The sequence below is a fragment of the Streptomyces panaciradicis genome (assembly GCF_023516615.1).
Classification (GTDB): domain Bacteria; phylum Actinomycetota; class Actinomycetes; order Streptomycetales; family Streptomycetaceae; genus Streptomyces; species Streptomyces panaciradicis.
On record NZ_JAMGBF010000061.1, the window covers coordinates 83,112 to 102,196 of the forward strand.

17 protein-coding genes are annotated in these 19,085 nt (G+C 72.4%); 11 read left to right on the forward strand and 6 right to left on the reverse strand.

The features are described 5' to 3' along the window. Positions 1-12: 12 nt before the first annotated feature. Together M8J74_RS21685 and M8J74_RS21690 are read left to right on the forward strand one after the other, a co-directional pair. A complete protein-coding gene (locus M8J74_RS21685; RefSeq protein ID WP_249838032.1) occupies positions 13-1,683 on the forward strand; it encodes a PHP domain-containing protein in 1,671 nt (556 codons plus the stop codon). Between the two features lie 35 nt (positions 1,684-1,718). Beyond that, complete coding sequence (locus M8J74_RS21690; protein ID WP_249838033.1) at positions 1,719-2,552, forward strand: PaaX family transcriptional regulator; 834 nt, start codon at positions 1,719-1,721, stop codon at positions 2,550-2,552. On the opposite strand, the gene M8J74_RS21695 is transcribed toward M8J74_RS21690, so the two are convergent. Genes M8J74_RS21695 through M8J74_RS21710 form a run of 4 tightly spaced genes read right to left on the reverse strand, consistent with a single transcriptional unit; the run spans position 2,543 to position 6,324 of the window. Continuing rightward, positions 2,543-2,998, reverse strand: coding sequence for a MaoC family dehydratase (locus M8J74_RS21695; RefSeq protein ID WP_249838034.1), 456 nt, complete (start codon positions 2,996-2,998; stop codon positions 2,543-2,545). The two genes, M8J74_RS21690 and M8J74_RS21695, sit on opposite strands and share 10 nt — an antisense overlap. Before the next feature lie 8 nt (positions 2,999-3,006). Beyond that, positions 3,007-4,509 carry an acyl-CoA synthetase gene (locus M8J74_RS21700; protein WP_249838035.1) on the reverse strand — a complete coding sequence of 501 codons (1,503 nt, stop codon included), beginning with the start codon at positions 4,507-4,509 and terminating at the stop codon, positions 3,007-3,009. 10 nt (positions 4,510-4,519) lie between these two features. After that, the gene (locus tag M8J74_RS21705) at positions 4,520-5,395 is read right to left on the reverse strand and encodes an amidohydrolase family protein (RefSeq protein WP_249838045.1); all 876 of its coding nucleotides are present in this window, start codon (positions 5,393-5,395) and stop codon (positions 4,520-4,522) included. 11 nt (positions 5,396-5,406) lie between these two features. Continuing rightward, the gene (locus tag M8J74_RS21710; RefSeq protein ID WP_308406083.1) at positions 5,407-6,324 is read right to left on the reverse strand and encodes an SDR family NAD(P)-dependent oxidoreductase; all 918 of its coding nucleotides are present in this window, start codon (positions 6,322-6,324) and stop codon (positions 5,407-5,409) included. A 274-nt stretch (positions 6,325-6,598) separates the two neighbouring features. Here M8J74_RS21710 and M8J74_RS21715 point away from each other — a divergent pair, with 274 nt between their 5' ends. The 5 genes from M8J74_RS21715 (at position 6,599) to M8J74_RS21735 (ending at position 11,486) form a co-directional block, all read left to right on the forward strand. Further along, positions 6,599-7,024 carry a MarR family winged helix-turn-helix transcriptional regulator gene (locus M8J74_RS21715; RefSeq protein ID WP_249838047.1) on the forward strand — a complete coding sequence of 142 codons (426 nt, stop codon included), beginning with the start codon at positions 6,599-6,601 and terminating at the stop codon, positions 7,022-7,024. A gap of 88 nt (positions 7,025-7,112) precedes the next feature. Further along, the gene (locus tag M8J74_RS21720; RefSeq protein WP_249838036.1) at positions 7,113-8,483 is read left to right on the forward strand and encodes an alpha/beta hydrolase family protein; all 1,371 of its coding nucleotides are present in this window, start codon (positions 7,113-7,115) and stop codon (positions 8,481-8,483) included. Continuing rightward, complete coding sequence (locus M8J74_RS21725) at positions 8,480-9,235, forward strand: IclR family transcriptional regulator (RefSeq protein WP_249838037.1); 756 nt, start codon at positions 8,480-8,482, stop codon at positions 9,233-9,235. The genes M8J74_RS21720 and M8J74_RS21725 overlap by 4 nt, the downstream gene beginning before the upstream one ends. 386 nt (positions 9,236-9,621) lie before the next feature. Continuing rightward, complete coding sequence (locus M8J74_RS21730) at positions 9,622-10,821, forward strand: sensor histidine kinase (RefSeq protein WP_249838038.1); 1,200 nt, start codon at positions 9,622-9,624, stop codon at positions 10,819-10,821. Next, positions 10,818-11,486 carry a response regulator transcription factor gene (locus M8J74_RS21735; protein ID WP_249838039.1) on the forward strand — a complete coding sequence of 223 codons (669 nt, stop codon included), beginning with the start codon at positions 10,818-10,820 and terminating at the stop codon, positions 11,484-11,486. Before M8J74_RS21730 ends, M8J74_RS21735 begins: the two co-directional genes overlap by 4 nt. 30 nt (positions 11,487-11,516) lie before the next feature. On the opposite strand, the gene M8J74_RS21740 is transcribed toward M8J74_RS21735, so the two are convergent. Then, a complete protein-coding gene (locus M8J74_RS21740) occupies positions 11,517-11,930 on the reverse strand; it encodes a VOC family protein (protein ID WP_058922014.1) in 414 nt (137 codons plus the stop codon). Positions 11,931-12,139: 209 nt separating this feature from the next. On the opposite strand from M8J74_RS21740, the gene M8J74_RS21745 reads away from it, so the two are divergent. From M8J74_RS21745 to M8J74_RS21755, 3 genes are all read left to right on the forward strand, one after another. Beyond that, positions 12,140-14,257 (forward strand): MMPL family transporter, encoded by a 2,118-nt coding sequence (locus M8J74_RS21745; RefSeq protein WP_249838048.1) that lies wholly within the window; start codon positions 12,140-12,142, stop codon positions 14,255-14,257. Positions 14,258-14,535: 278 nt separating this feature from the next. Beyond that, on the forward strand, positions 14,536-15,789 hold the full coding sequence (locus tag M8J74_RS21750) for a L,D-transpeptidase (RefSeq protein WP_249838040.1): 1,254 nt from the start codon (positions 14,536-14,538) through the stop codon (positions 15,787-15,789). Positions 15,790-15,962: 173 nt separating this feature from the next. Next, positions 15,963-17,348 carry a glycoside hydrolase family 16 protein gene (locus M8J74_RS21755; protein ID WP_249838041.1) on the forward strand — a complete coding sequence of 462 codons (1,386 nt, stop codon included), beginning with the start codon at positions 15,963-15,965 and terminating at the stop codon, positions 17,346-17,348. A gap of 59 nt (positions 17,349-17,407) precedes the next feature. Here M8J74_RS21755 and M8J74_RS21760 read toward each other — a convergent pair whose 3' ends face one another. Further along, positions 17,408-18,313, reverse strand: a complete 906-nt coding sequence (locus M8J74_RS21760; protein WP_249838042.1) for a helix-turn-helix transcriptional regulator — start codon at positions 18,311-18,313, stop codon at positions 17,408-17,410. Positions 18,314-18,459: 146 nt separating this feature from the next. Here M8J74_RS21760 and M8J74_RS21765 point away from each other — a divergent pair. Continuing rightward, a partial coding sequence (locus M8J74_RS21765; protein ID WP_505016706.1) for a thiamine pyrophosphate-binding protein occupies positions 18,460-19,085 on the forward strand: 626 nt, incomplete at its 3' end.

Below are 19,085 nucleotides of genomic sequence, written 5' to 3' on the forward strand. Positions count from 1 at the left end.
CAGGAACCGAAGATGACCGAGCAGCGACTGCCCGCCTGGGCCGACCCGTCCGTCTCCCCCGCCCGCCTCGACGCCCAGGGCGTGTCGAGGCGCCGACTCCTGCGCCGTGCCGGCCTGTTCGGCGCCGCCTTCGCCATCGGATCGGCGGCCACGCCCGCACTCGCCTCCCCACGGGGCGGCTTCGGCGGCGAGGACCCCCGGCTCGCCTACCTCGTCGGCGACCACCACGTGCACTCCGTCTACAGCCACGACGCCAAGTACACGTTCTCCCAGCAGGCACGGGCCGCGGCGAAGTACGGCCTGGACTGGATGGTGTTCAACGAGCACTCCAACTTCGGGCACGCGAACCACGGCGCCAAGCTGGAGCACGCCGAGATCGTCAGGGCCCGCGCGGAGAACCCGCGTCAGCTGATCTTCCAGGGCCTGGAGTGGTACATCCCGGCCGCCGAGCACTGCACGGTGTTCGCCGCTCCCGGCCCCCACGAGACCGACCTGCTCACGCAGTTCGAGCTCGCCTACGACGGCAAGCTGCTGGGCTACACCGAGGGCTCCGCGGGCGCCGCGGACACCGCCCGCAACGAGGCCCACGCCATCAAGGCGATCAAGTGGCTGGCCGAGCAGCGCCGTTCGGGTTACGTCGACGACGTCCTCGTCCTCGCCAACCACCCGCTGCGCCTGGGCATCGACTCCCCGCACGAGATGCGCAACTGGCGGGACGCGGCCCCCGAGATCATGATCGGCATGGAGGGCGCGCCCGGCGCCCAGGGCGCCGCGATCCCCGGCTGGCGCGGCAGCACCTCGATCCGCGGCGAGTACGAGAACAAGCCGACCGCGCAGTCCTGGGCGGGCTACGCGGCCGACGCGTTCCTCACGTACGGCGGCTTCGACTGGGCGACGGCGACGGTCGGCGGCCTGTGGGACTCGATGCTCGCCGAGGGCCGGCTGTTCACGATCACCACCAACTCCGACAACCACCGCACGGTCTTCGACACCTGGAAGAACGGCGACTGGCCGGCCGGGCAGAACTTCGACAACACCGGCAAGCTGCCCGACCCGGTGAACACCGACACCCCGCAGCCCGGAAGCGACTTCTGGCCGGGCGAGTTCAGCCGCACCCACGTGGGCGTGACCCGCTACGGCTACCGGGCCGTGATGGCGGGACTGCGTGCGGGCCGGGTCTGGCTGGACCACGGGCACCTGCTGGACGGGCTGGACGTCCGGCTCAGGCGGGACTGCGACGCGGGCCGGGGCGTCACGCTCGGCGGCCGGCTCCGCGTCCGCAAGGGCGAGCGGATCACGCTGTACGTCACCGTCACCACGGCGTCCCGGCCCAACCCCCAGGGCATCCTGCCCGAGTTGGCGCACGTCGACGTGATCCGGGGCGCGGTGCGCGGCCCGGTGGCCGACCGGGACACCTGGCGGGCGCCGGACACCAGGGTCGTACAGACCGGGGACGTCTCCGGCCGCAAGGGGACGTACACCCTGCGCATCCCGCTGACCGCCGGCGAGGAGTCCTTCTACGTCCGGCTGCGCGGCAGCGACGGCAACCGGCACGGCGCGGGCTACCTGGGCGCCGCCGTCGACCCGAACGGCCCCGTTCCGCACGAGCCCGGGAACGGCGACCCGTGGGCGGACACCTGGTTCTACTCGAACCCGATCTTCGTCGACGTGGCGGGTGACTGAGCGGCGCTGATCGACGACGTCGTACCGTGGGCCGCATGAACGGTGAGGAATCGTCCTTGCGGCCCCAGTCGCTGCTGCTGACGTTCCTGGGCGACCAGGTGCTCGGGCGGGACGCCTGCGTGTACTCCGGCAGCGTCATCGACGTCTTCGAGCGCGCCGGCGTCGGCGAGCAGGCGACCCGCTCCACCCTGACCCGGATGGTCAAGCGCGGCCTGCTGCGGCGCCAGCGCGAGGGACGCCGGATGTACTTCGGGCTGACCGAGCACTCCACGGCGGTCCTGCGGGACGGCGAGCGGCGCATCTGGCAGACCGGCGCCGTCAACCGCGACTGGGACGGCACCTGGACCCTCCTCGGCTTCTCCCTCCCGGAGTCCTGGCAGCGCCAGCGCCACGACCTGCGCTCCAAGCTCACCTGGAGCGGTTTCGGCCCCCTGTTCAGCGGCCTGTGGATCGCCCCCGGCGAGGTCGACGTCGCGGAACTGGTCTCCGAGCTCGGCCTCTCCGCGCACGTCAAGGTCTTCCGCGCGCACGCCGACGCCGGGATGGACATCGGCGCGATGATCGAGGAGACCTGGGAGCTGGCCGAACTCGCCGAGCGGTACACCGCCTTCGTGCGCCGCTGGCAGCCGTGGGAGACCGCTTCCCCCGACGCCGACGAGGCCCTCGTGCTCCGCCTGCGCCTGCAGGCCGAGTGGCTCCAGATCATCCGCCGCGACCCGCGTCTGCCGGTCAAGCACCTGCCGGACGACTGGCCGGCGGAACAGGCCGAGAAGACGTTCCGCGCGGTCCACGACCGGCTGACGCCCCTCGCGCGGGACGCCGCGACCCGCCTTCTCGACCTGGTGCCGGTCCGCCCGGATCAGGCGTAGAACCGCGACAGGCTCTGCAGCACCGCGGCCGGCTTGCTCCCGCCCTCGATCTCGATGGTGCCGTCCACGGTGATCTGCACGCCGCCCGGCACCTCCTCCACCTCGGCCAGCCGCGCGGCCAGCCGGATGCGCGACCCCACCTTCACCGGGGAGGGGAAGCGGACCTTGTTCAGGCCGTAGTTGACCTTGGTGGTGACGCCCTGGACGTCCAGGAGCTCGGTGAACAGGGGGATGAACAGCGAGAGGGTGAGGTAGCCGTGGGCGATGGGGGCGCCGAAGGGGCCCTCGGCGGCGCGCTCGGGGTCGACGTGGATCCACTGGTGGTCGCCGGTGGCGTCGGCGAAGGTGTCGATGCGCTCCTGGGTGACCTCGATCCATTCGCTGGTGCCCAGGTCGCTGCCCGCGAGCTTCTTCAGTTCGTCGATGCCGTTCACGGTGAGGCTCATGAGATTCCTTACTGGTTTCCGAAGCGCTTGCGCACGCGGGACTTGAGGAGTTTTCCGGAGGCGGTGCGCGGGAGTTCGTCCGCGAGGACCACCGACTTCGGGATCTTGTACTTGGCGAGGCGGCCGGCCAGGGTGGCCAGCACCTCGTCGGGGTCGAGCGAGGCGCCCTCGCGGGGCACGACGACCGCCCGCGGCACCTCGCCCCACTTGTCGTCGGGGACGCCGATGACCGCGCACTCGACGATGTCCGGGTGGGCGAGGAGCTGGTCCTCGATCTCGGCCGGGTAGACGTTCTCGCCCCCGGAGATGATCATGTCCTTGATGCGGTCGACGATGAAGACGTATCCGTCCTCGTCGACGCGGGCCGCGTCGCCGCTGCGGAACCAGCCGTCCGCGAAGGAGGCGGCCGTCTCCTCGGGCAGCCCCCAGTAGCCGGGCATGACATGGGGTCCGCGGACCACGACCTCGCCGGTCTCGTCGACGTCCACGGGGGTGAGGTCCGGCCGGACCACCCGGACGTCGCTGAAGAAGTGCGGGACGCCCGCCGAACCCGCCTTGCCCACCGCGTGTTCGGCGTCCAGGAACAGCGTGCCGGGGGACGCCTCCGTCATGCCGTAGCCCTGGAGGAAGGTGAGCCCGCGTTCCTGGTAGGCGGCGATCAGCGGCGTCGGCACCGGGGAGCCGCCGCAGGTCAGGATGCGCAGCGAGGAGAGGTCCGCGGACGGCCAGCGGGGGTGGCGGGCCACCTGCTCGAACATCGTCGGGACGCCGAACATGAAGGTGATCCGGTGCTCCTCGATCAGGTCGAAGGTGGCCTCCGGGTCGAAGGCCTCCACCAGGACGCAGGCGCCGCCCTTGAGGAGCACCGGCAGCGTCAGCATGTTCAGGCCGGCCGTGTGGAACAACGGCGCGGAGACCAGGGCGCGTTCGTCGGCGATCAGGTCGGTGTCGACGAGGACGTTGACCGCGTTCCAGGTGAGGTTGCCGTGCGTGAGCATGGCGCCCTTGGGGCGGCCGGTCGTCCCCGAGGTGTACATGATGATGCAGGTGTCGTCGGGGAGCACCGGTTCGTCGACCGGTTCGTGCGAGGCGGCGGCCACGGCCTCCTCGTACTCCGCGCCCACCTCGATGTACGTACGTACGTCCGTGTCGCCCGGCAGTCCGGCGACCAGACCGGCGTGCGAGGGGCCGTAGACGAGTGCCTTCGCGCCGGAGTCGGAGAGCTGGAAGGCGATCTCCGGGCCGGCGAGGCGGGTGTTGAGCGGGACGAAGACCGCGCCGAGGGTGCCCGCCGCGAACAGGGTCTCCAGGTAGGCGGGGTGGTTCGGGCCGAGGTAGGCGATGCGGTCGCCGCGGCGCACCCCGCGGGCGCGCAGGGCGTGGGCGAGGCGGGTGGTGCGCTCGTACAGCCGTGCGTACGTGAGCGAGGTGCCGCCGTGGATCAGGGCGGTGCGGTGCGGGGTCTTGCGGGCCCGGCGTGCGGGCCACGAGCCCAGTCCCTCATTGCGCATCTACGGCCCCTTACGGCGTGGTGAGCCCGAGCAGGCGGGCGGCGTTCTCCTTCAGGATCCTCGGCCTCACCTCGTCCTTGATCGACAACTTGCCGAAGTCGGCGAGCCAGCGGTCGGGTGTCAGGACGGGGAAGTCGGAGCCGAAGAGGACCTTGTCCTTCAGCAGCGTGTTGGCGTACTGCACGAGCTGCGGCGGGAAGTACTTCGGCGACCAGCCGGACAGGTCGATGTGCACGCCCGGCTTGTGCGTGGCGACGGCGAGGGCCTCGTCCTGCCAGGGGAAGGACGGGTGCGCCAGGATGATCTTCAGATGGGGGAAGTCGGCGGCGACGTCGTCGACATGGAGCGGGTTGGAGTACTTCAGGCGGATGCCGCCCCCGCCGGGGACGCCGGCGCCGATGCCGGTCTGGCCGGTGTGGAACAGGGCGATGGTGCCCGTCTCCTCGATCACCTCGTACAGGTCGTAGGCCACCGAGCGGTCGTTGGGGAAGAAGCCCTGGATGCTCGGGTGGAACTTGAAGCCCTTGACCCCGTACTCCTCGACCAGGCGGCGGGCCTGCTTCACGCCCGCCTTCCCGCGGAAGGGGTCGATCGAGGCGAAGGGGATGAGGACGTCCGCGTTGGCGGCCGCCGCCTCGGCGACCTCCTCGTTCGGGACGGGCGCGGTGCCGGTCGCGGACTCGGCGTCGACGGTGAAGATCACCGCCGCCATCCTCCGCTCGCGGTAGTACGCGGCCGTCTCCTCCAGGGTCGGCTTCCGCTTGCCCTCCACCTTGAAGTAGGCGGAGGACGCGTCGTGCAGGTCGTCGTCCAGGGAGGAGTGCCCCTTGGAGGAGACCTCCGCGTGGGTGTGGACGTCGATCGCGACCAGATCGTCGACGTTCATCGAGGGGGACATCACGCCTCCGGGAACTGAGGCGCCGGGATGCCGACCGTCTGGAGCTCGGCGCCGACCGAGGTGGGGAAGGCGTCGGCCAGCGCCTCGGGGGTCCAGCCGCCGTCGGCGTACGCCGCCCTGACCTCCTGCGGATGCGACCAGAGTGCCACCTTGTCGCCACCGATGCCGATGGCCTGCCCGGTGATGGAGCGGGCCGCCTCGGAGGCGAGGAAGGGCACCAGGGCGGCACAGTCCTCAGGGGTGCCGAAGCCCTCGCCCTTGCGGAGGAAGGCCGGGAGCGGCTCGCCGTTGCGCATGGCCTCGATGTACGGGGCGAACGCGGGAATGGTCTCGGTCATGGCGGTCGCGGCGACCGGCACGATCGCGTTGACGGTGATGTTCGCCCGGCCCAGCTCCATCGACCAGGTGCGGGCCATGGCGGCGATGCCGGCCTTGGCGGCGGCGTAGTTCGTCTGCCCGAAGTTGCCGCGCTGCCCGGCCGGGGAGCCGACCAGGATCAGGGTGCCGCCCTCGCCCTGCTCGCGCATCCGGACGGCGGCGGCGCGGGCGCAGGTGAACGTGCCCTTGAGGTGGGTGGTGATCACCGCGTCGAAGTCGTCGTCGGTCATCTTCCACAGCACCTTGTCGCGCAGGATGCCGGCGTTGGTGACCAGGACGTCCAGCCGGCCGAACTCCGCCACCGCCCGGTTCACCAGCCGCTCGGCGGCCTCGCTCGTGCCGACCGGGACGACCTCGGCGACGGCCCTGCCGCCCGCCTCGACGATGGACTTCACGGCCGCCTCGGCCACGGCCTCGTCGACGTCGTTGACGACCACGGAGGCTCCGTGGGCGGCCAGGGCGTGCGCGTAGGCGAGGCCGAGGCCCCGGCCGCTGCCGGTGACGACGGCGACCTTGCCGGTGAGATCGATGCTGGGCACGAGTGGGTCCCTTCACGAGCTGATGCGGGTGGTGCGGCTTGTGTGGGTGGTGCGGGTGGTGCGGGTGGTGCGGGTGGTGCGGGTGGTGCGGCCGTACGACGCCGACCGCGGCTCCGAGATCGAAGCTAAGAGCAATAATTGTTAACGTCAATAGTTGTTGGCGACCCACAGGTGCGACATGCTGGAATCGCCACGACGCACCGAGCCGAGGGAGCCCGCCATCACACGCCAGCACGTCACGAACCCGAGCCCCATCGACGCGGACGAGCCGTGGATGCGCGGACTGCACGCGGACACGGGCTACCTGCTCTACCGCCTGGGCCTGCGCTCGGGTCAGTTGTTCAACACGTTCCTGCAGGAATCCGGGCTGCGCCTGCGCCACTACGCGGTGCTGCGCTTCCTGGCCGGCTCCGACGGCGCCCTGCAGCGGGAGCTGAGCACCCGCCTCGGCTACGACCCGAGCGCGATCGTCGGCCTGGTCGACGACCTGGAGAAGCTGGGCTTCGCCGAGCGCCGGCCCTCCCCCGACGACCGCCGCAGCCGGATCGTCGTCCTCACCACCGAGGGCCGCGCCTTTCTGCGCGACACCGACGAGGCGGGCCTGCGCGTGACGAACGACCTGCTGGGCCCCCTCGACCCGGCCGAACGGGAGGCGCTGCACGGCCTGTTGCTGCGGATCGCGGGGGACGGACTCGGCTGAGATGTTGTGCAAGTTATTGACTGCCGACACTTGAGTGCCTAACTTCACGGTGGCCTCGTCCCGCACTCCCCCCACGGAAGGGACCTCTGTGAAGACCCGCACCTGCCTCGCCGTACTGACCCTCGCCCTGAGCGCGGCCACCGCCCTGCCCGCCGGAGCGGCCACCGACACCCATCTGTCGGGTCAACTCCCCTCGGGCGCCGCGTACGTGATGGACGTCCCCGCCGCCTGGAACGGCACCGTGCTGCTCTACAGCCACGGCTACACCCCCGCCGGAGTCCCCAACCCGGCCCAGAACGCGCCCGGTTCGGGCACCCGGACCACACTGCTCGCCGAGGGCTACGCGCTCGTCGGCTCCTCGTACGCCACCACGGGCTGGGCGGTGACGGACGCCGTGCCCGACCAACTGGCCACGCTGGACCTGTTCACACGGAAGTTCGGACCGGCGCGGCGCACCCTCGCCTGGGGCACCTCCTACGGCGGCTTCGTCACGACGGCCCTCGCCGAGCGGCACGCCGACCGCTTCGACGGCTCGCTGTCGATGTGCGGGCTGGTCCAGGGCGGGGTCGCCAACTGGAACAGCACGCTGGACCCCGTCTTCGCGCTGCGGACACTGCTCGCGCCCGGCGAGGACATCCCGCTCACCGGTTTCGCCGACCAGGCGTCCGCGGCCGCCGCCGCGAAGTCGCTGAGCTCGAAGACCGCCGCGGCCCAGCAGACGCCCGCCGGGCGTGCGCGTATCGCCCTGGCCGCCGCCCTGCACAACATCCCCGGCTACAACGACGCCTCGCAGACCGAGCCCGGCCCGGCCGACTGGAACACCCGGGAGGCCAACCAGTACACGGCGGTGAACGGACTGCTGCAGCTGCCCGCCTTCAGCTGGCGGCAGGAGGCCGAGAGCCGGGCGGGCGGCAACATGTCCTGGAACACCGGCGTCGACTACACGTCGATGCTGGGCCGCTCCCCGCTGTACAAAGAGGTGACCGAGCTCTACAAGGAGGCGGGACTGTCCTTGCGCACCGACCTCGCGGCCCTCGCCACCGCGCCCCGGATCTCCGCCGACCCCGCGGCCGTCCGGTGGATGCGGCGCACCAGCGTGTTCGGGGGCCGTCTCACCGACCCCCAGCTGGACATCCACACCACCGGCGACGCCCTGATCCCGGTACAGGCGGAGAGCGCCTACCGGCGGGCGGCCGGCGCGGCGGGCCGGGGCCCCCTGCTCGCCCAGGCCTACGTCGACGGACCCGGCCACTGCGCCTTCACCGACGGCGAGATGCTCGGCGCCCTGCACACCCTGGAGCACCGGCTGGACACCGGCCGCTGGGACGCCTCGCCGGGCACGCTCAACGCCCGCGCGGCGCAGGAGGACCCGGGAAGCGCACCGCGGTACGTGACCTACCGCCCGGCCGCCTACCCCCGCCCCTACGACCTCGCCCACCCGGGAGACGCCCGGCCATGACCCTGCGCTCGGCCCCCGACCGGCTGCTGTCCGTCCTCGCCGCGTTCGACCACGAACACCCGGCGCTGTCCCTGACGGACATCAGCCGGCGGGCCGGGCTGACCCTGACCACCGCACACCGGCTGGTGGGCGCCCTGACGGAGTGGGGCGCCCTGGAGCGGGACGCCTCCGGCGTCTACCACGTCGGGCTCCGGCTGTGGGAGGTCGCGGCCCTCGCCCCGCGCGGGCTGGCCCTGCGGCAGATCGCGCTGCCGTACCTGGAGGACCTGTACGAGGCGACGCACGAGAACGTGCAGCTGGCGGTGCGGGACGGGTCGGAGGTCGTCTACATCGAGTGGATCTCGGGGCGCTCGGCCGTCGGCGTGCACATCCGGGTGGGGGCGCGCTGGCCGCTGCACGCCACCGGCGTCGGGCTCGCGCTGCTGGCGCACGCGGGCCAGGAGGCGCAGGAGGAGTACTGCGCGGCCCCGCTCGCCCGCTTCACGCCGTACACCCTGACCGATCCGGCGGGACTGCGCCGGATGCTCGCCGAGGTGCGCCGCACGGGGGTCGCGGTGAGCGCCCGGCAGGTCACCGAGGACGCCCTGTCGGTGGCCGCCCCGGTGCGCGGGCCGGGCGGCGAGGTGGTCGCCGCGGTGTCCGTGGTGGTACCGCACGCCGACGCGCAGGTACCGGTCCTGGTACCGGCCGTCCGGCTCGCGGCCCGCGGCATATCGCGGGCACTGGGGTGGCGGCCACCGAAGGAACCGTAGAGGTCGGGAAGGGTCCGGAGGGCCGGAGGGGTCGGGGGGCCGGGGGGTCCGGAGGGCCGGAGGGGCCCGGCGGGCCGGAGGGGTCGGGGGGCCGGAGGGGTCGGGGGGCCGGGGGGTCCGGAGGGCCGGAGGGGCCCGGCGGGCCAGAGGGGCCGGGGGGTCCGGAGGGCCGGAGGGGTCGGGGGGCCGGAAGGGTTCCGGCGGGCCGGAAGGGCCGGGGGCCGGAAGCGTCAGAGGGCCGGAGGGATCCGGAGGGGCCGGGGGCCGGAAGCGTCAGAGGGCCGGAGGGATCCGGAGGGGTTCCGTTCGAATATCCCTCTCGTCGGTGAGGCCGGTGGGCGGATGTGCTCGGGATACTGGGACCGCCCCGCCCCGAGGAGCCGCCCATGTCCCCGCAGTCCTGGTACGGGCGGGTCGCCGCGCGGCTGCGCACGGCCGCCCCGTACGCCGTCGACACCGCTCTCGCCGCGCTCGTGCTGTTCGCCGTCTCCCTGCAGTGGCTCTTCCCCGACGAGGGCGACGACCGGCTGTCCTGGCAGGGCTGGCTGCTGGGCGCCGCGACGGCGGTGCCGCTGGTGTGGCGGCGCCGCGCGCCGTTCGCGACCGCGTGGGTCGTCTCCGCGGCCACCCCCGCGATGGCGGTCTACCACGCGCCGCCGCCGGACGTGGTGTGGGGCGGCCTGGTCGTCCTCTACACCGTCGCCTCGCTCTCGCCGCCCTGGCAGCGCCGCCTGATGCTGACGGGCTGGCTGGTCGGCGCCACCCTCACCATGCAGCACAAGGAGCACGCCCGGCCCTTCGAGTACGCCTTCCACCTGCTGACCATCCTGTGCGCGTACGGGCTGGGCACGATGGCCCGGGACCGGCGCGCCCACACGGAGGCGGTCGAGGACCGGGCCCGGCGCCTGGAGCGGGAGCGGGCCGCCGACACCGCGCGGGCGATCGCCGAGGAACGGTCCCGGATCGCCCGGGACATGCACGACGTCCTCGCGCACGCGGTGAGCCTGATGGTGGTGCAGGCGGAGGCCGGACCCGTCGTGGTACGCAGCGATCCCGAGCGCGCGGAGGCGTCCTTCGACGCCATCGCGTCGGCCGGCCGGGACGCGATGGCGCAGCTGCGGCGGATCCTCGGCGTCCTCAAGGAGGAGCCGGCGAACGGCACTTCACCGCAGCCGGCGGTCGCGGGGGTGCCCGCGCTGGTGCGTCAGGTCGCCGAGACCGCGGGCCTGCGGGTGGAGTTGCGGACGCGCGGCGAGCCGCGGCCGCTTCCGGCCGACGCCGAGGTCGCCGCCTACCGGGTGACGCAGGAGGCGCTGACCAACACGGTGAAACACGCCTACGCTTCCTGCGCGACGGTCGAACTGGACTGGACGGAGGACGCGTTGACGCTCACGGTGACCGACGACGGACGGGGGCCGGCGGCCCCGGACGGCGGACACGGGCTGATCGGCATCCGGGAGCGGGCCGCCGCCTGCGGGGGCAGCGCCGAGGCGGGCCGCGGTCCCGACGGCGGCTTCCGCGTCGTCGTACGGCTGCCCGTCGTGGACGAGCGGCGGGCGGGAGTGCGGCAGCGGGGGCGGGCGTGAGCATCAGGGTGGTCGTCGCCGACGACCAGGAGCTGGTCCGCAGCGGCTTCAGCATGATCCTCGAGGCGCAGGCGGACATCGAGGTGGTCGCCGAGGCGGGGGACGGCGCCGAGGCGGTGGCGGCGGTGCGGCGGCACGGCCCCGACGTGCTGCTCCTCGACATCCGGATGCCGGTCATGGACGGGCTGGAGGCGGCGCGCCGGGTGTGCGCGCACTCCGGCTGCAAGGTCGTCATGCTGACCACGTTCGACCTCGACGAGTACGTCTACGAGGCGCTGTCCGCGGGGGCCAGCGGCTTCCTGCTCAAGGACGTGCGCCGCGACGACCTGGTGCACGCCGTGCGCGTGGTCGCGGCCGGCGACTCCCTGCTCGCGCCCGCGGTGACCCGGCGCCTGGTGGCGGACGTGGTGCGCCGCCGCCGCGCGGAGGCCGCCGCGTCGGTCACCCCGCAGCGCCTGGAGGTCCTGACCGCCCGCGAGGTGGAGACGCTGCGGCTGCTGGCCCGGGGCCTGTCCAATTCCGAGATCGCCACGGCGTTCTTCGTCAGCGAGCACACCGTGAAGACCCATGTCAGCAACGTTCTGGGCAAGTTGGGGCTGCGGGACCGGGTGCAGGCGGTGATCTGCGCCTACGAGACGGGGCTGGTGACGCCGGGCGGTCCCTGAGCCCGGACACGCCGCCGGGCCGGCTTCCGGCTACGGCGCCCGGTCGCCCAGTTCCTCGAACAGGGTCAGCTGGAGGGCGCCCGGGGCGTCGAGCCGGGAGTTCAGGGAGTTCCAGGGGGTGCGGGTCGGCTCGGCGAGGACCTCGGCCCCGGCGGCCGACAGCCGTGCCGTGGCGGCGGTCGCGTCGTCGACCTGGAGGGCGACCCGGACGGGGCCGGCGACGCGGCGGCCCACCTCGACGTCGTCGATGAAGGCCGCGTGCCCGGGGTCGGTCAGTTCCAGCGTGGCCCGGCCCGCCTCCAGGATGGTGACCCGCCCGTCGGGGGAGGAGAACGCGGCGCGCTCGGGCAGGCCGAGGACGTCGCGGTAGAAGCGCAGCGCCTCGTCGTAGTCGGGTGCCGTGACGACGAGCCGGAGCTCGCGGACGGCTGGTTCCTCGGACATGCGGACTCCTCCGGGATCGCGGACGGCCTTCCCCCTCAACCCCGGCGGCCCCGCGGTCGATTCCCGTCGCCTCCCTCCGGGGAGTGAGCCGGGCCGTCGTCTCCCCCGCGCGGGCGATCCCCCGAAACCGCTCCCTCCGGCGATCCTCCGGCACCCCGCCCGGCAGCAGTCTGAGGGCGATGACAACCGACGACCCGCCGGGAGGCGCCGTGCTCTCCTCACTCGCCCGGACGGCGACCCGCCGCCCGCTGACCGTCATCCTGCTGTGGGTGCTCTTCCTGCTGCTCGGCTTCGGGCTGGGCACGGGCGTCTTCGGGCGGCTGTCCGACAACGTGCCCGAGGTCCCGGGCACCGAGTCGGAGCAGGCCGCCCGGTACCTCGACCGCGCCGACCCGGCCGGTGAGTCGATCACCGGCGTCGTGGCGGGAACCGCCGTCACCGCACCCGGGCTGCGCGCCCGGGTCGAGCGGGCCGTCGCCGACGTGCGCGGCATCGAGGGGATCGCCGCCGTACCGGACCCGTACACGACGGACGGGCTCACGGCACGGGACGGGCGGGCGCTGATCGTCCCGGTCACCCTCGACGGCGGTCTCGGCGACGACGCCGAGAAGAAGGCCGTGGACGCGGCCGTCGACCGCATCGAACGCATCGACGCCCCCCAAGTGCACGTCAGCGGGGGCCCGTTGCTGGGCCGGCAGCTGGGCGAACGGGCCCAGCACGACGTCCGCGACGCCGAGTTGATCTCGCTGCCGGTCGTCCTCGCCCTGCTGCTGGTCGTGTTCGGCGGACTGCGCGCGGCCGCGCTGCCGCTGGTGATCGCGGTCAGCGGGATCGCGGGCGCCTTCCTGGCGCTGTTCGGCTTCAGCCACGTCACCGACATCTCGGTGTACGCGATCCAGGTGACCACCATGCTGGGGCTCGGACTCGCCGTGGACTACGCCCTGTTGATGCTGGTCCGGTTCCGCGAGGAGCGCCGGCACACCCCGGACGTCGACGAGGCCGTGCGCCGCACGGTCGCGGCGGCCGGGCGGACGGTGCTGTTCTCCGGGCTCACGGTCACGGTCAGCCTGACCGGGCTGCTGGTCTTCCCCAGCGTGTTCCTGCGCAGCATGGGCCTGGCGGTGGCCGCCGTCGTCGTCATCGACATGCTGGCCGCGCTGACGCTGCTGCCCGCGCTGCTCGCCCGGTTCGGCGGCAGGATCGCCCCGGCGAAGGCCCGGCCGGCGGGCGAGGAGGGCCGCTTCTTCGCCCGGGTCGCCCGTTTCGCGGCCCGCCGCCGTGTCGCCGTCCTGGCGGTGGTCGTACCGGCCCTGCTGGTGCTGGCCCTGCCCGTCACGGGCCTGCGGATCGAGATCGGCGACGCCACGCAGCTGCCCGCCACCACCGAGGCCCGGCGGCTGTACGACACCGTGGACGCCCACTTCCCGCCGGGCACCGGGGTCTCGCCGGTGACGGTGGTGCTGAAACCCGGCACCGATGCCGCCACCGCCGGCCGGATCCGCGCCTTGTCGCCCACCGCCCGTTCCCGCGCGCTGCCGGGCGGCGCCACCGTCGTCCAGCTGCAGCCGTCCGGACGAGCGGACGGGGCCCGGGCCACCGCGCTGGTGGAGGCGGTGCGCGAGCTGCGAGGTGGGGAGCCGGTGCAGGTCACCGGGCCCGCCGCGCGTCTGGTCGACTTCCGCGCGATGCTGGCCGACCGGGTGCCGTGGGCGGCCCTGACCGTCCTCGTGGGCATCTTCGTCCTGCTGTTCGCGTTCACGGGTTCGGTCCTGATCCCGCTGCGCACGATCCTGACGACGCTGCTGAGCCTGGGCGCGGCGCTGGGCGTGGTGGTGTGGGTGTTCCAGGACGGCCACCTGGCGGGCCTGCTGGGCGCCGAGGGCCTGGGCGCGCTGAGCCTGACGGCGCCGCCGCTGATCGTCGCGATCGCCTTCGGGCTCGCCATGGACTACGAGCTGTTCATCCTGGCCCGGATGCGCGAGGCGCGGCGCGCGACGGGTGACGACCGGGAGGCGGTGGTGACCGGGCTGCGCCGTTCCGGCCGCGTGGTCACCTGCGCGGCGCTGCTGCTGGCCGTCGTCTTCGGCGCGTTCATGACGGGCGGTTTCTCGCCCATCCTGCAGATCGGCCTCGGCCTGACGCTGGCGGTCCTCGTCGACGCGACGGTCGTCCGGATGCTGCTGGTCCCGGCGACGATGGCGCTGCTGGGCCGGTGGGCGTGGTGGGCGCCGAGGCCGCTGCACCGGGCGCACGAGCGGATCGGGCTCGGCGAGGAGGCCCCGGCCCCGGAGACGGCCGTGGTGGGGAGCGGGTCCCGGACTCCGTGACGGCAGGACGCCTGCCCACTCGCCCGAGCGAGGGAGATCTTCGGAGCGGCTACGGCGATCGCGAACCGCTGCGCGGAGCCGGGTGCGGCGACGGGCGACGCGGCCGCGGCGACGTACCTCTTCGAGGAGCTCGCCACCGGCCCCGACGGATGCGTGTGGGCCGGCTCCGGCCGCTCCTCACGGGAATCTCAGGGAGCGGCCCGGGGATTCAAAGGATCAGCACATCTGCGCGGCGCAGGATGCACCCGGAAAAGGTGGATATCCCAGGAAGGCCTGAAGTGGGCGTCTCGCACATATCGAACCGGTCGCAGCGGCAGTCGCACAGGTGGTCCCGGCGGGGGCTGCTCGGGGCGCTCGGCGTGGCGCCGGCCGCCGCGGTCCTGACGGCGTGCAGCGGCTCGGCGGGCGCGTCGGAGGGCACGGAGGGCGCGGCGGAGGCATCCGCGACGTCGACGCCGTCCGCCGCCGCGAAGAAGCCCGTCGTCTCGGTCACGCCCGCCGACGGCACCCGCAAGGCCGGTTTCTCCAGCCCCGTCGAGGTCACCGTGAGCGACGGCACCCTGGCCTCGGTGAAGGTCACCGGCAACGACGGCTCCACGCTGGCCGGTTCCCTCGACGCCGCCAGGACGAGGTGGACCTCGGTGAGGAACCCGTACTCGGGCACGAAGTACACGGTCACGGCCACGCCGGAGGGCGCCGCCGCGCAGACGGCGAGCTTCACCACCAGGTCGCCGGGCGAGACCTTCGTGGGGTACTTCACGCCCGAGGCCGGATCGACCTCGGGCGTCGGCATGCCGGTGTCGATCAACTTCACGCACGCGGTGAAGGACCGGGCGGCCGTCCAGAAGGCGATCACCGTCACCGCCGAGCCGGCGGTGGAGGTGGTCGGCCACTGGTTCGACGACACCCGGCTCGACTTCCGTCCCGAGACCTACTGGGCGGCCGGGACGAAGATCACGCTCAGTCTGCGTCTGAAGGACGTGGAGGGCACGGACGGCGTCTACGGCGTGCAGCAGAAGGACGTCACCTTCCACATCGGCCGGGAGCAGATCAGCACGGTCGACCTGTCCAGCAAGGAGATGACGGTCCGGCGGGCCGGCCGGACCGTCGCCACCTATCCGGTCTCCGGCGGCAACGCCCAGCACACCACCTGGTCCGGGATCATGGTCATCAGCGAGCGGTTCCGGCAGACCCGCATGGAGTCCTCCACGGTCGGGCTCGGCGACGAGTACGACATCTCCGACGTCCCGCACGCCCAGCGCCTGACCACCTCCGGCACGTTCGTGCACGGCAACTACTGGGCGGCCACGTCGGTGTTCGGCCACCAGAACACCAGCCACGGCTGCGTGGGTCTGCACGACGCCAAGGGCGCGGGCGACGCGTCCGTGGACGGTTACAGGTTCTACGCGTCCTCGATGCTCGGTGACGTCGTCATCGTGAAGAACTCCGGTGAGAGGACGGTCGATCCGGCCAACGGGCTCAACGGGTGGAACCTGTCGTGGGCGGACTGGAAGGCGGGGAGCGCGGTTTAGCACGATTGCGGCGTTCAGGGTGTGAACTTCCGTGCCGCGAAAAGACTTTCCTTGCTTTAACTCTTGACGACCCCGGTACCGGGGAGCACATTGGGCCCACCCTGAGAGCGCTCTCATCCGGCGCTCTCGAACGCACCCGCAGCCCCCTCACCCCGTACCCGGGAGGCACCCCCATGAGTGCAACCTCCGGCAGGCCCAGACGGCGACGCACGCTCGTCGCCGCCCTCAGCACGCTCGGCCTGGCGGCCGTGCTCGCCACGGCCGCCACCCAGTCCGCGGACGCCTCCGCGCCCACGCCCCCCTCGGGCTGGACACAGGTCTTCGCCGACGACTTCAACGGCTCGGCCGGCACCGGCGTCAACACCACCGACTGGCTCTACGACACCGGGACCTCCTACCCCGGCGGCGCCGCCAACTGGGGCACCGGCGAGGTCGAGAGGATGACCAGCAGCACCAGCAACGTCGCCCTCGACGGAAGCGGCAACCTGAAGATCACGCCGCTGCGCGACGCGGCCGGCAACTGGACCTCGGGCCGCATCGAGACCAACCGCACCGACTTCCAGCCCCCGGCCGGCGGCAAGCTGCGCGTCGAGGCCCGCATCCAGATGCCCAACGTCACCGGCGCCGCGGCCGCCGGCTACTGGCCCGCCTTCTGGATGCTGGGCGCGCCCTACCGCGGCAACTACCAGAACTGGCCGAGCGTCGGCGAGCTCGACATCATGGAGAACGTCAACGGCATCAACAAGACCTGGGCCACCATGCACTGCGGGACGGCCTCCGGCGGCCCCTGCAACGAGACGACGGGCCTGGGCAATTCGACCGCCTGCCCCAACTCCACCTGCCAGTCCGGCTTCCACACCTACACCATGGAGTGGGACCGCTCGGCCAGCCCCGAGGCGATCCGCTTCTACGTCGACGGCGTCAACTACCAGACGGTGACGGCCAATCAGGTGGACGCGACGACCTGGGCCAACGCGACCAACCACGGCTTCTTCATCATCCTGAACGTGGCGATGGGCGGCGGTTTCCCGGCGGCGTTCGGCGGCGGGCCGACCAGCGCGACGGAGTCCGGCCACCCGATGCTCGTGGACTACGTCCAGGTGCTGTCGACCGGTGGGAGCGGTACCACTCCCCCGCCGTCCGGCAACCGCGACGCCTACAGCGCCATCCAGGCGGAGTCCTACGACAGCCAGTCCGGCGTCACCACCGAGGCCACCTCGGACACCGGCGGCGGCCAGGACGTCGGTTACATCGCGAACGGCGACTGGGCTCTCTACAAGGGCGTCAACTTCGGTTCCACCGCGGCCAAGCAGTTCTACGCCCGGGTGGCCAGCGGCGCCGCGTCCGGGGTCAGCGGCCTGGTCCAGGTCCGCCTGGACAGCGCCACCAGCACCCCCATCGGCAGCTTCGCCGTCGGCAACACGGGCGGCTGGCAGTCCTGGACGACGATCCCGGCCAACATCAGCTCCGTCACGGGCACGCACGACGTCTATCTGACCTTCAGCAGCGGCCAGCCGGCGGACTTCGTGAACGTGAACTGGTTCGACTTCGGGCACTGACACCGCCCGGCACCGAAGAGGGGCTTCACGCACCGGCGTGGAGCCCCTCCTTCATGTCCTCACCGCAGTTCCGCCCGGAACGCCGCCGGTGTCATCTCCGTGTGCTGCTGGAAGAACTTGGAGAAGTTCGCCGCGTCCGGGAAGCCGATCGCCGCTCCCACCCGGCCGATCGGCATGTCCGTGTGGGCGAGGAGCCGTTTGGCCTCCAGGATGACGCGTTTGTCGATGAAGCCCTTCGGGGTCTCGCCGGTGGCGGCGCGGACCGCGCGGACGAGGGTGCGGCGGGAGTAACCGAGGGCGTCGGCATAGGCGCTGACGCTGTGATTGGTGGCGAAGCCCTTCTCCACGGCATCGCGGAAGAGGGTGAAGGTGGTGTCCGACTGGAGCCGGGCGGCCTCGGCGGAGCTGGTCGCCAGATGGGCGAGGCGGAGCAGGAACGCCGTGAGGGAGTGGCGCAGGACGGCGGTGTGCAGGCTCGGCGGCAGGGTCTCGGTGTCCTCGTACTCGCGCGCGAGCTGGGCGAGGGCCGCGCGCAGGGCGGCCTGCTGGGCCGGGCCGGGGCGGAGCAGCGGCGGGAGGTCGTAGCGGTAGAGGCCGGTGGCCTCCACGGTGGCGCGCGGGAGGAAGCCGGGCTGCATGGTCAGCACGGTTCCGCGGTACTCGCTGGTCCGGGAGAAGCGGTGGACCTGGCCGGGGCGGATCCACAGCAGGTCGCCGGCCGTCGCCTCGTACTCGGCGAAGTCGATCATATGGCGGACGGGGCCGGCGTCGAAGAGCATCACGACATGGAAGTCGATGCGGTGGACACGATGCAGGGGGGCGTCGGCGTGCCAGGTGCGGTCGGTTCCCATCGGGCCCACCTGCATCCCGACGCCCCGCACGCTCAGCTCGACCGGGAAGGGGAACGTTCTGATCGCGTCCACACCGCCGTCACCGTCTCCGCCTTGGATGCTTCTGTCCGCCATGTCCCTCTACCGCCGCCCGGCTGCTGCTTTCGGTGTCCCACTTTCACCACAGGCTGGCACACGAGGACCTTCCCCCGTAAAAGTCAGACTTTTAAGTTTGAACGAGTCAGGCCAGCAATCCCGCTCAGATCGAGGACTTCTTGAAGATGAGTACGCAGACACCGGACAGCTTCGAATGGACCGAACTCGACCGTCGAGCCGTCGACACCGCCCGTCTGCTCGCGGCCGACGCCGTGCAGAAGGTGGGCAACGGCCACCCGGGCACCGCGATGAGCCTCGCCCCGGCGGCGTACACGATCTTTCAGAAGTTGATGCGTCACGATCCGGCCGACCCGGAGTGGACCGGCCGTGACCGGTTCGTCCTCTCCCCCGGCCACACCTCGCTGACCCTCTACACCCAGCTCTTCCTCGCCGGGTACGAGGTCGAGCTGGACGACCTCAAGGCGTTCCGCACGCACGGCTCGCGGACCCCCGGCCACCCGGAGTACGGGCACACCGCCGGTGTGGAGACCACCACCGGCCCGCTCGGCCAGGGCGCCGCCAACGCCGTCGGCATGGCGATGGCCGCCCGCTACGAGCGCGGTCTGTTCGACCCCGAGGCCCCCGAGGGCACCTCCCCCTTCGACCACACGATCTGGGCGATCGTCTCCGACGGCGACCTGGAGGAGGGCGTCTCCTCCGAGGCCTCCTCGATGGCCGGCCACCAGAAGCTCGGCAACCTGGTCTTCCTCTACGACGACAACCACATCTCCATCGAGGGCGACACCGCGAC

Excerpts from the sequence above, each read along its gene's own strand:
- M8J74_RS21715 (WP_249838047.1), top strand. The coding sequence starts at position 6,599 with ATGCGCGGACTGCACGCGGACACGGGCTACCTGCTCTACCGCCTGGGC.
- M8J74_RS21755 (WP_249838041.1), top strand. The coding sequence starts at position 15,963 with ATGAGTGCAACCTCCGGCAGGCCCAGACGGCGACGCACGCTCGTCGCC.
- M8J74_RS21760 (WP_249838042.1), bottom strand. The coding sequence starts at position 18,313 with ATGGCGGACAGAAGCATCCAAGGCGGAGACGGTGACGGCGGTGTGGAC.
- M8J74_RS21730 (WP_249838038.1), top strand. The coding sequence starts at position 9,622 with ATGTCCCCGCAGTCCTGGTACGGGCGGGTCGCCGCGCGGCTGCGCACG.
- M8J74_RS21700 (WP_249838035.1), bottom strand. The coding sequence starts at position 4,509 with ATGCGCAATGAGGGACTGGGCTCGTGGCCCGCACGCCGGGCCCGCAAG.
- M8J74_RS21685 (WP_249838032.1), top strand. The coding sequence starts at position 13 with ATGACCGAGCAGCGACTGCCCGCCTGGGCCGACCCGTCCGTCTCCCCC.
- M8J74_RS21725 (WP_249838037.1), top strand. The coding sequence starts at position 8,480 with ATGACCCTGCGCTCGGCCCCCGACCGGCTGCTGTCCGTCCTCGCCGCG.
- M8J74_RS21690 (WP_249838033.1), top strand. The coding sequence starts at position 1,719 with ATGAACGGTGAGGAATCGTCCTTGCGGCCCCAGTCGCTGCTGCTGACG.
- M8J74_RS21705 (WP_249838045.1), bottom strand. The coding sequence starts at position 5,395 with ATGAACGTCGACGATCTGGTCGCGATCGACGTCCACACCCACGCGGAG.
- M8J74_RS21740 (WP_058922014.1), bottom strand. The coding sequence starts at position 11,930 with ATGTCCGAGGAACCAGCCGTCCGCGAGCTCCGGCTCGTCGTCACGGCA.
- M8J74_RS21695 (WP_249838034.1), bottom strand. The coding sequence starts at position 2,998 with ATGAGCCTCACCGTGAACGGCATCGACGAACTGAAGAAGCTCGCGGGC.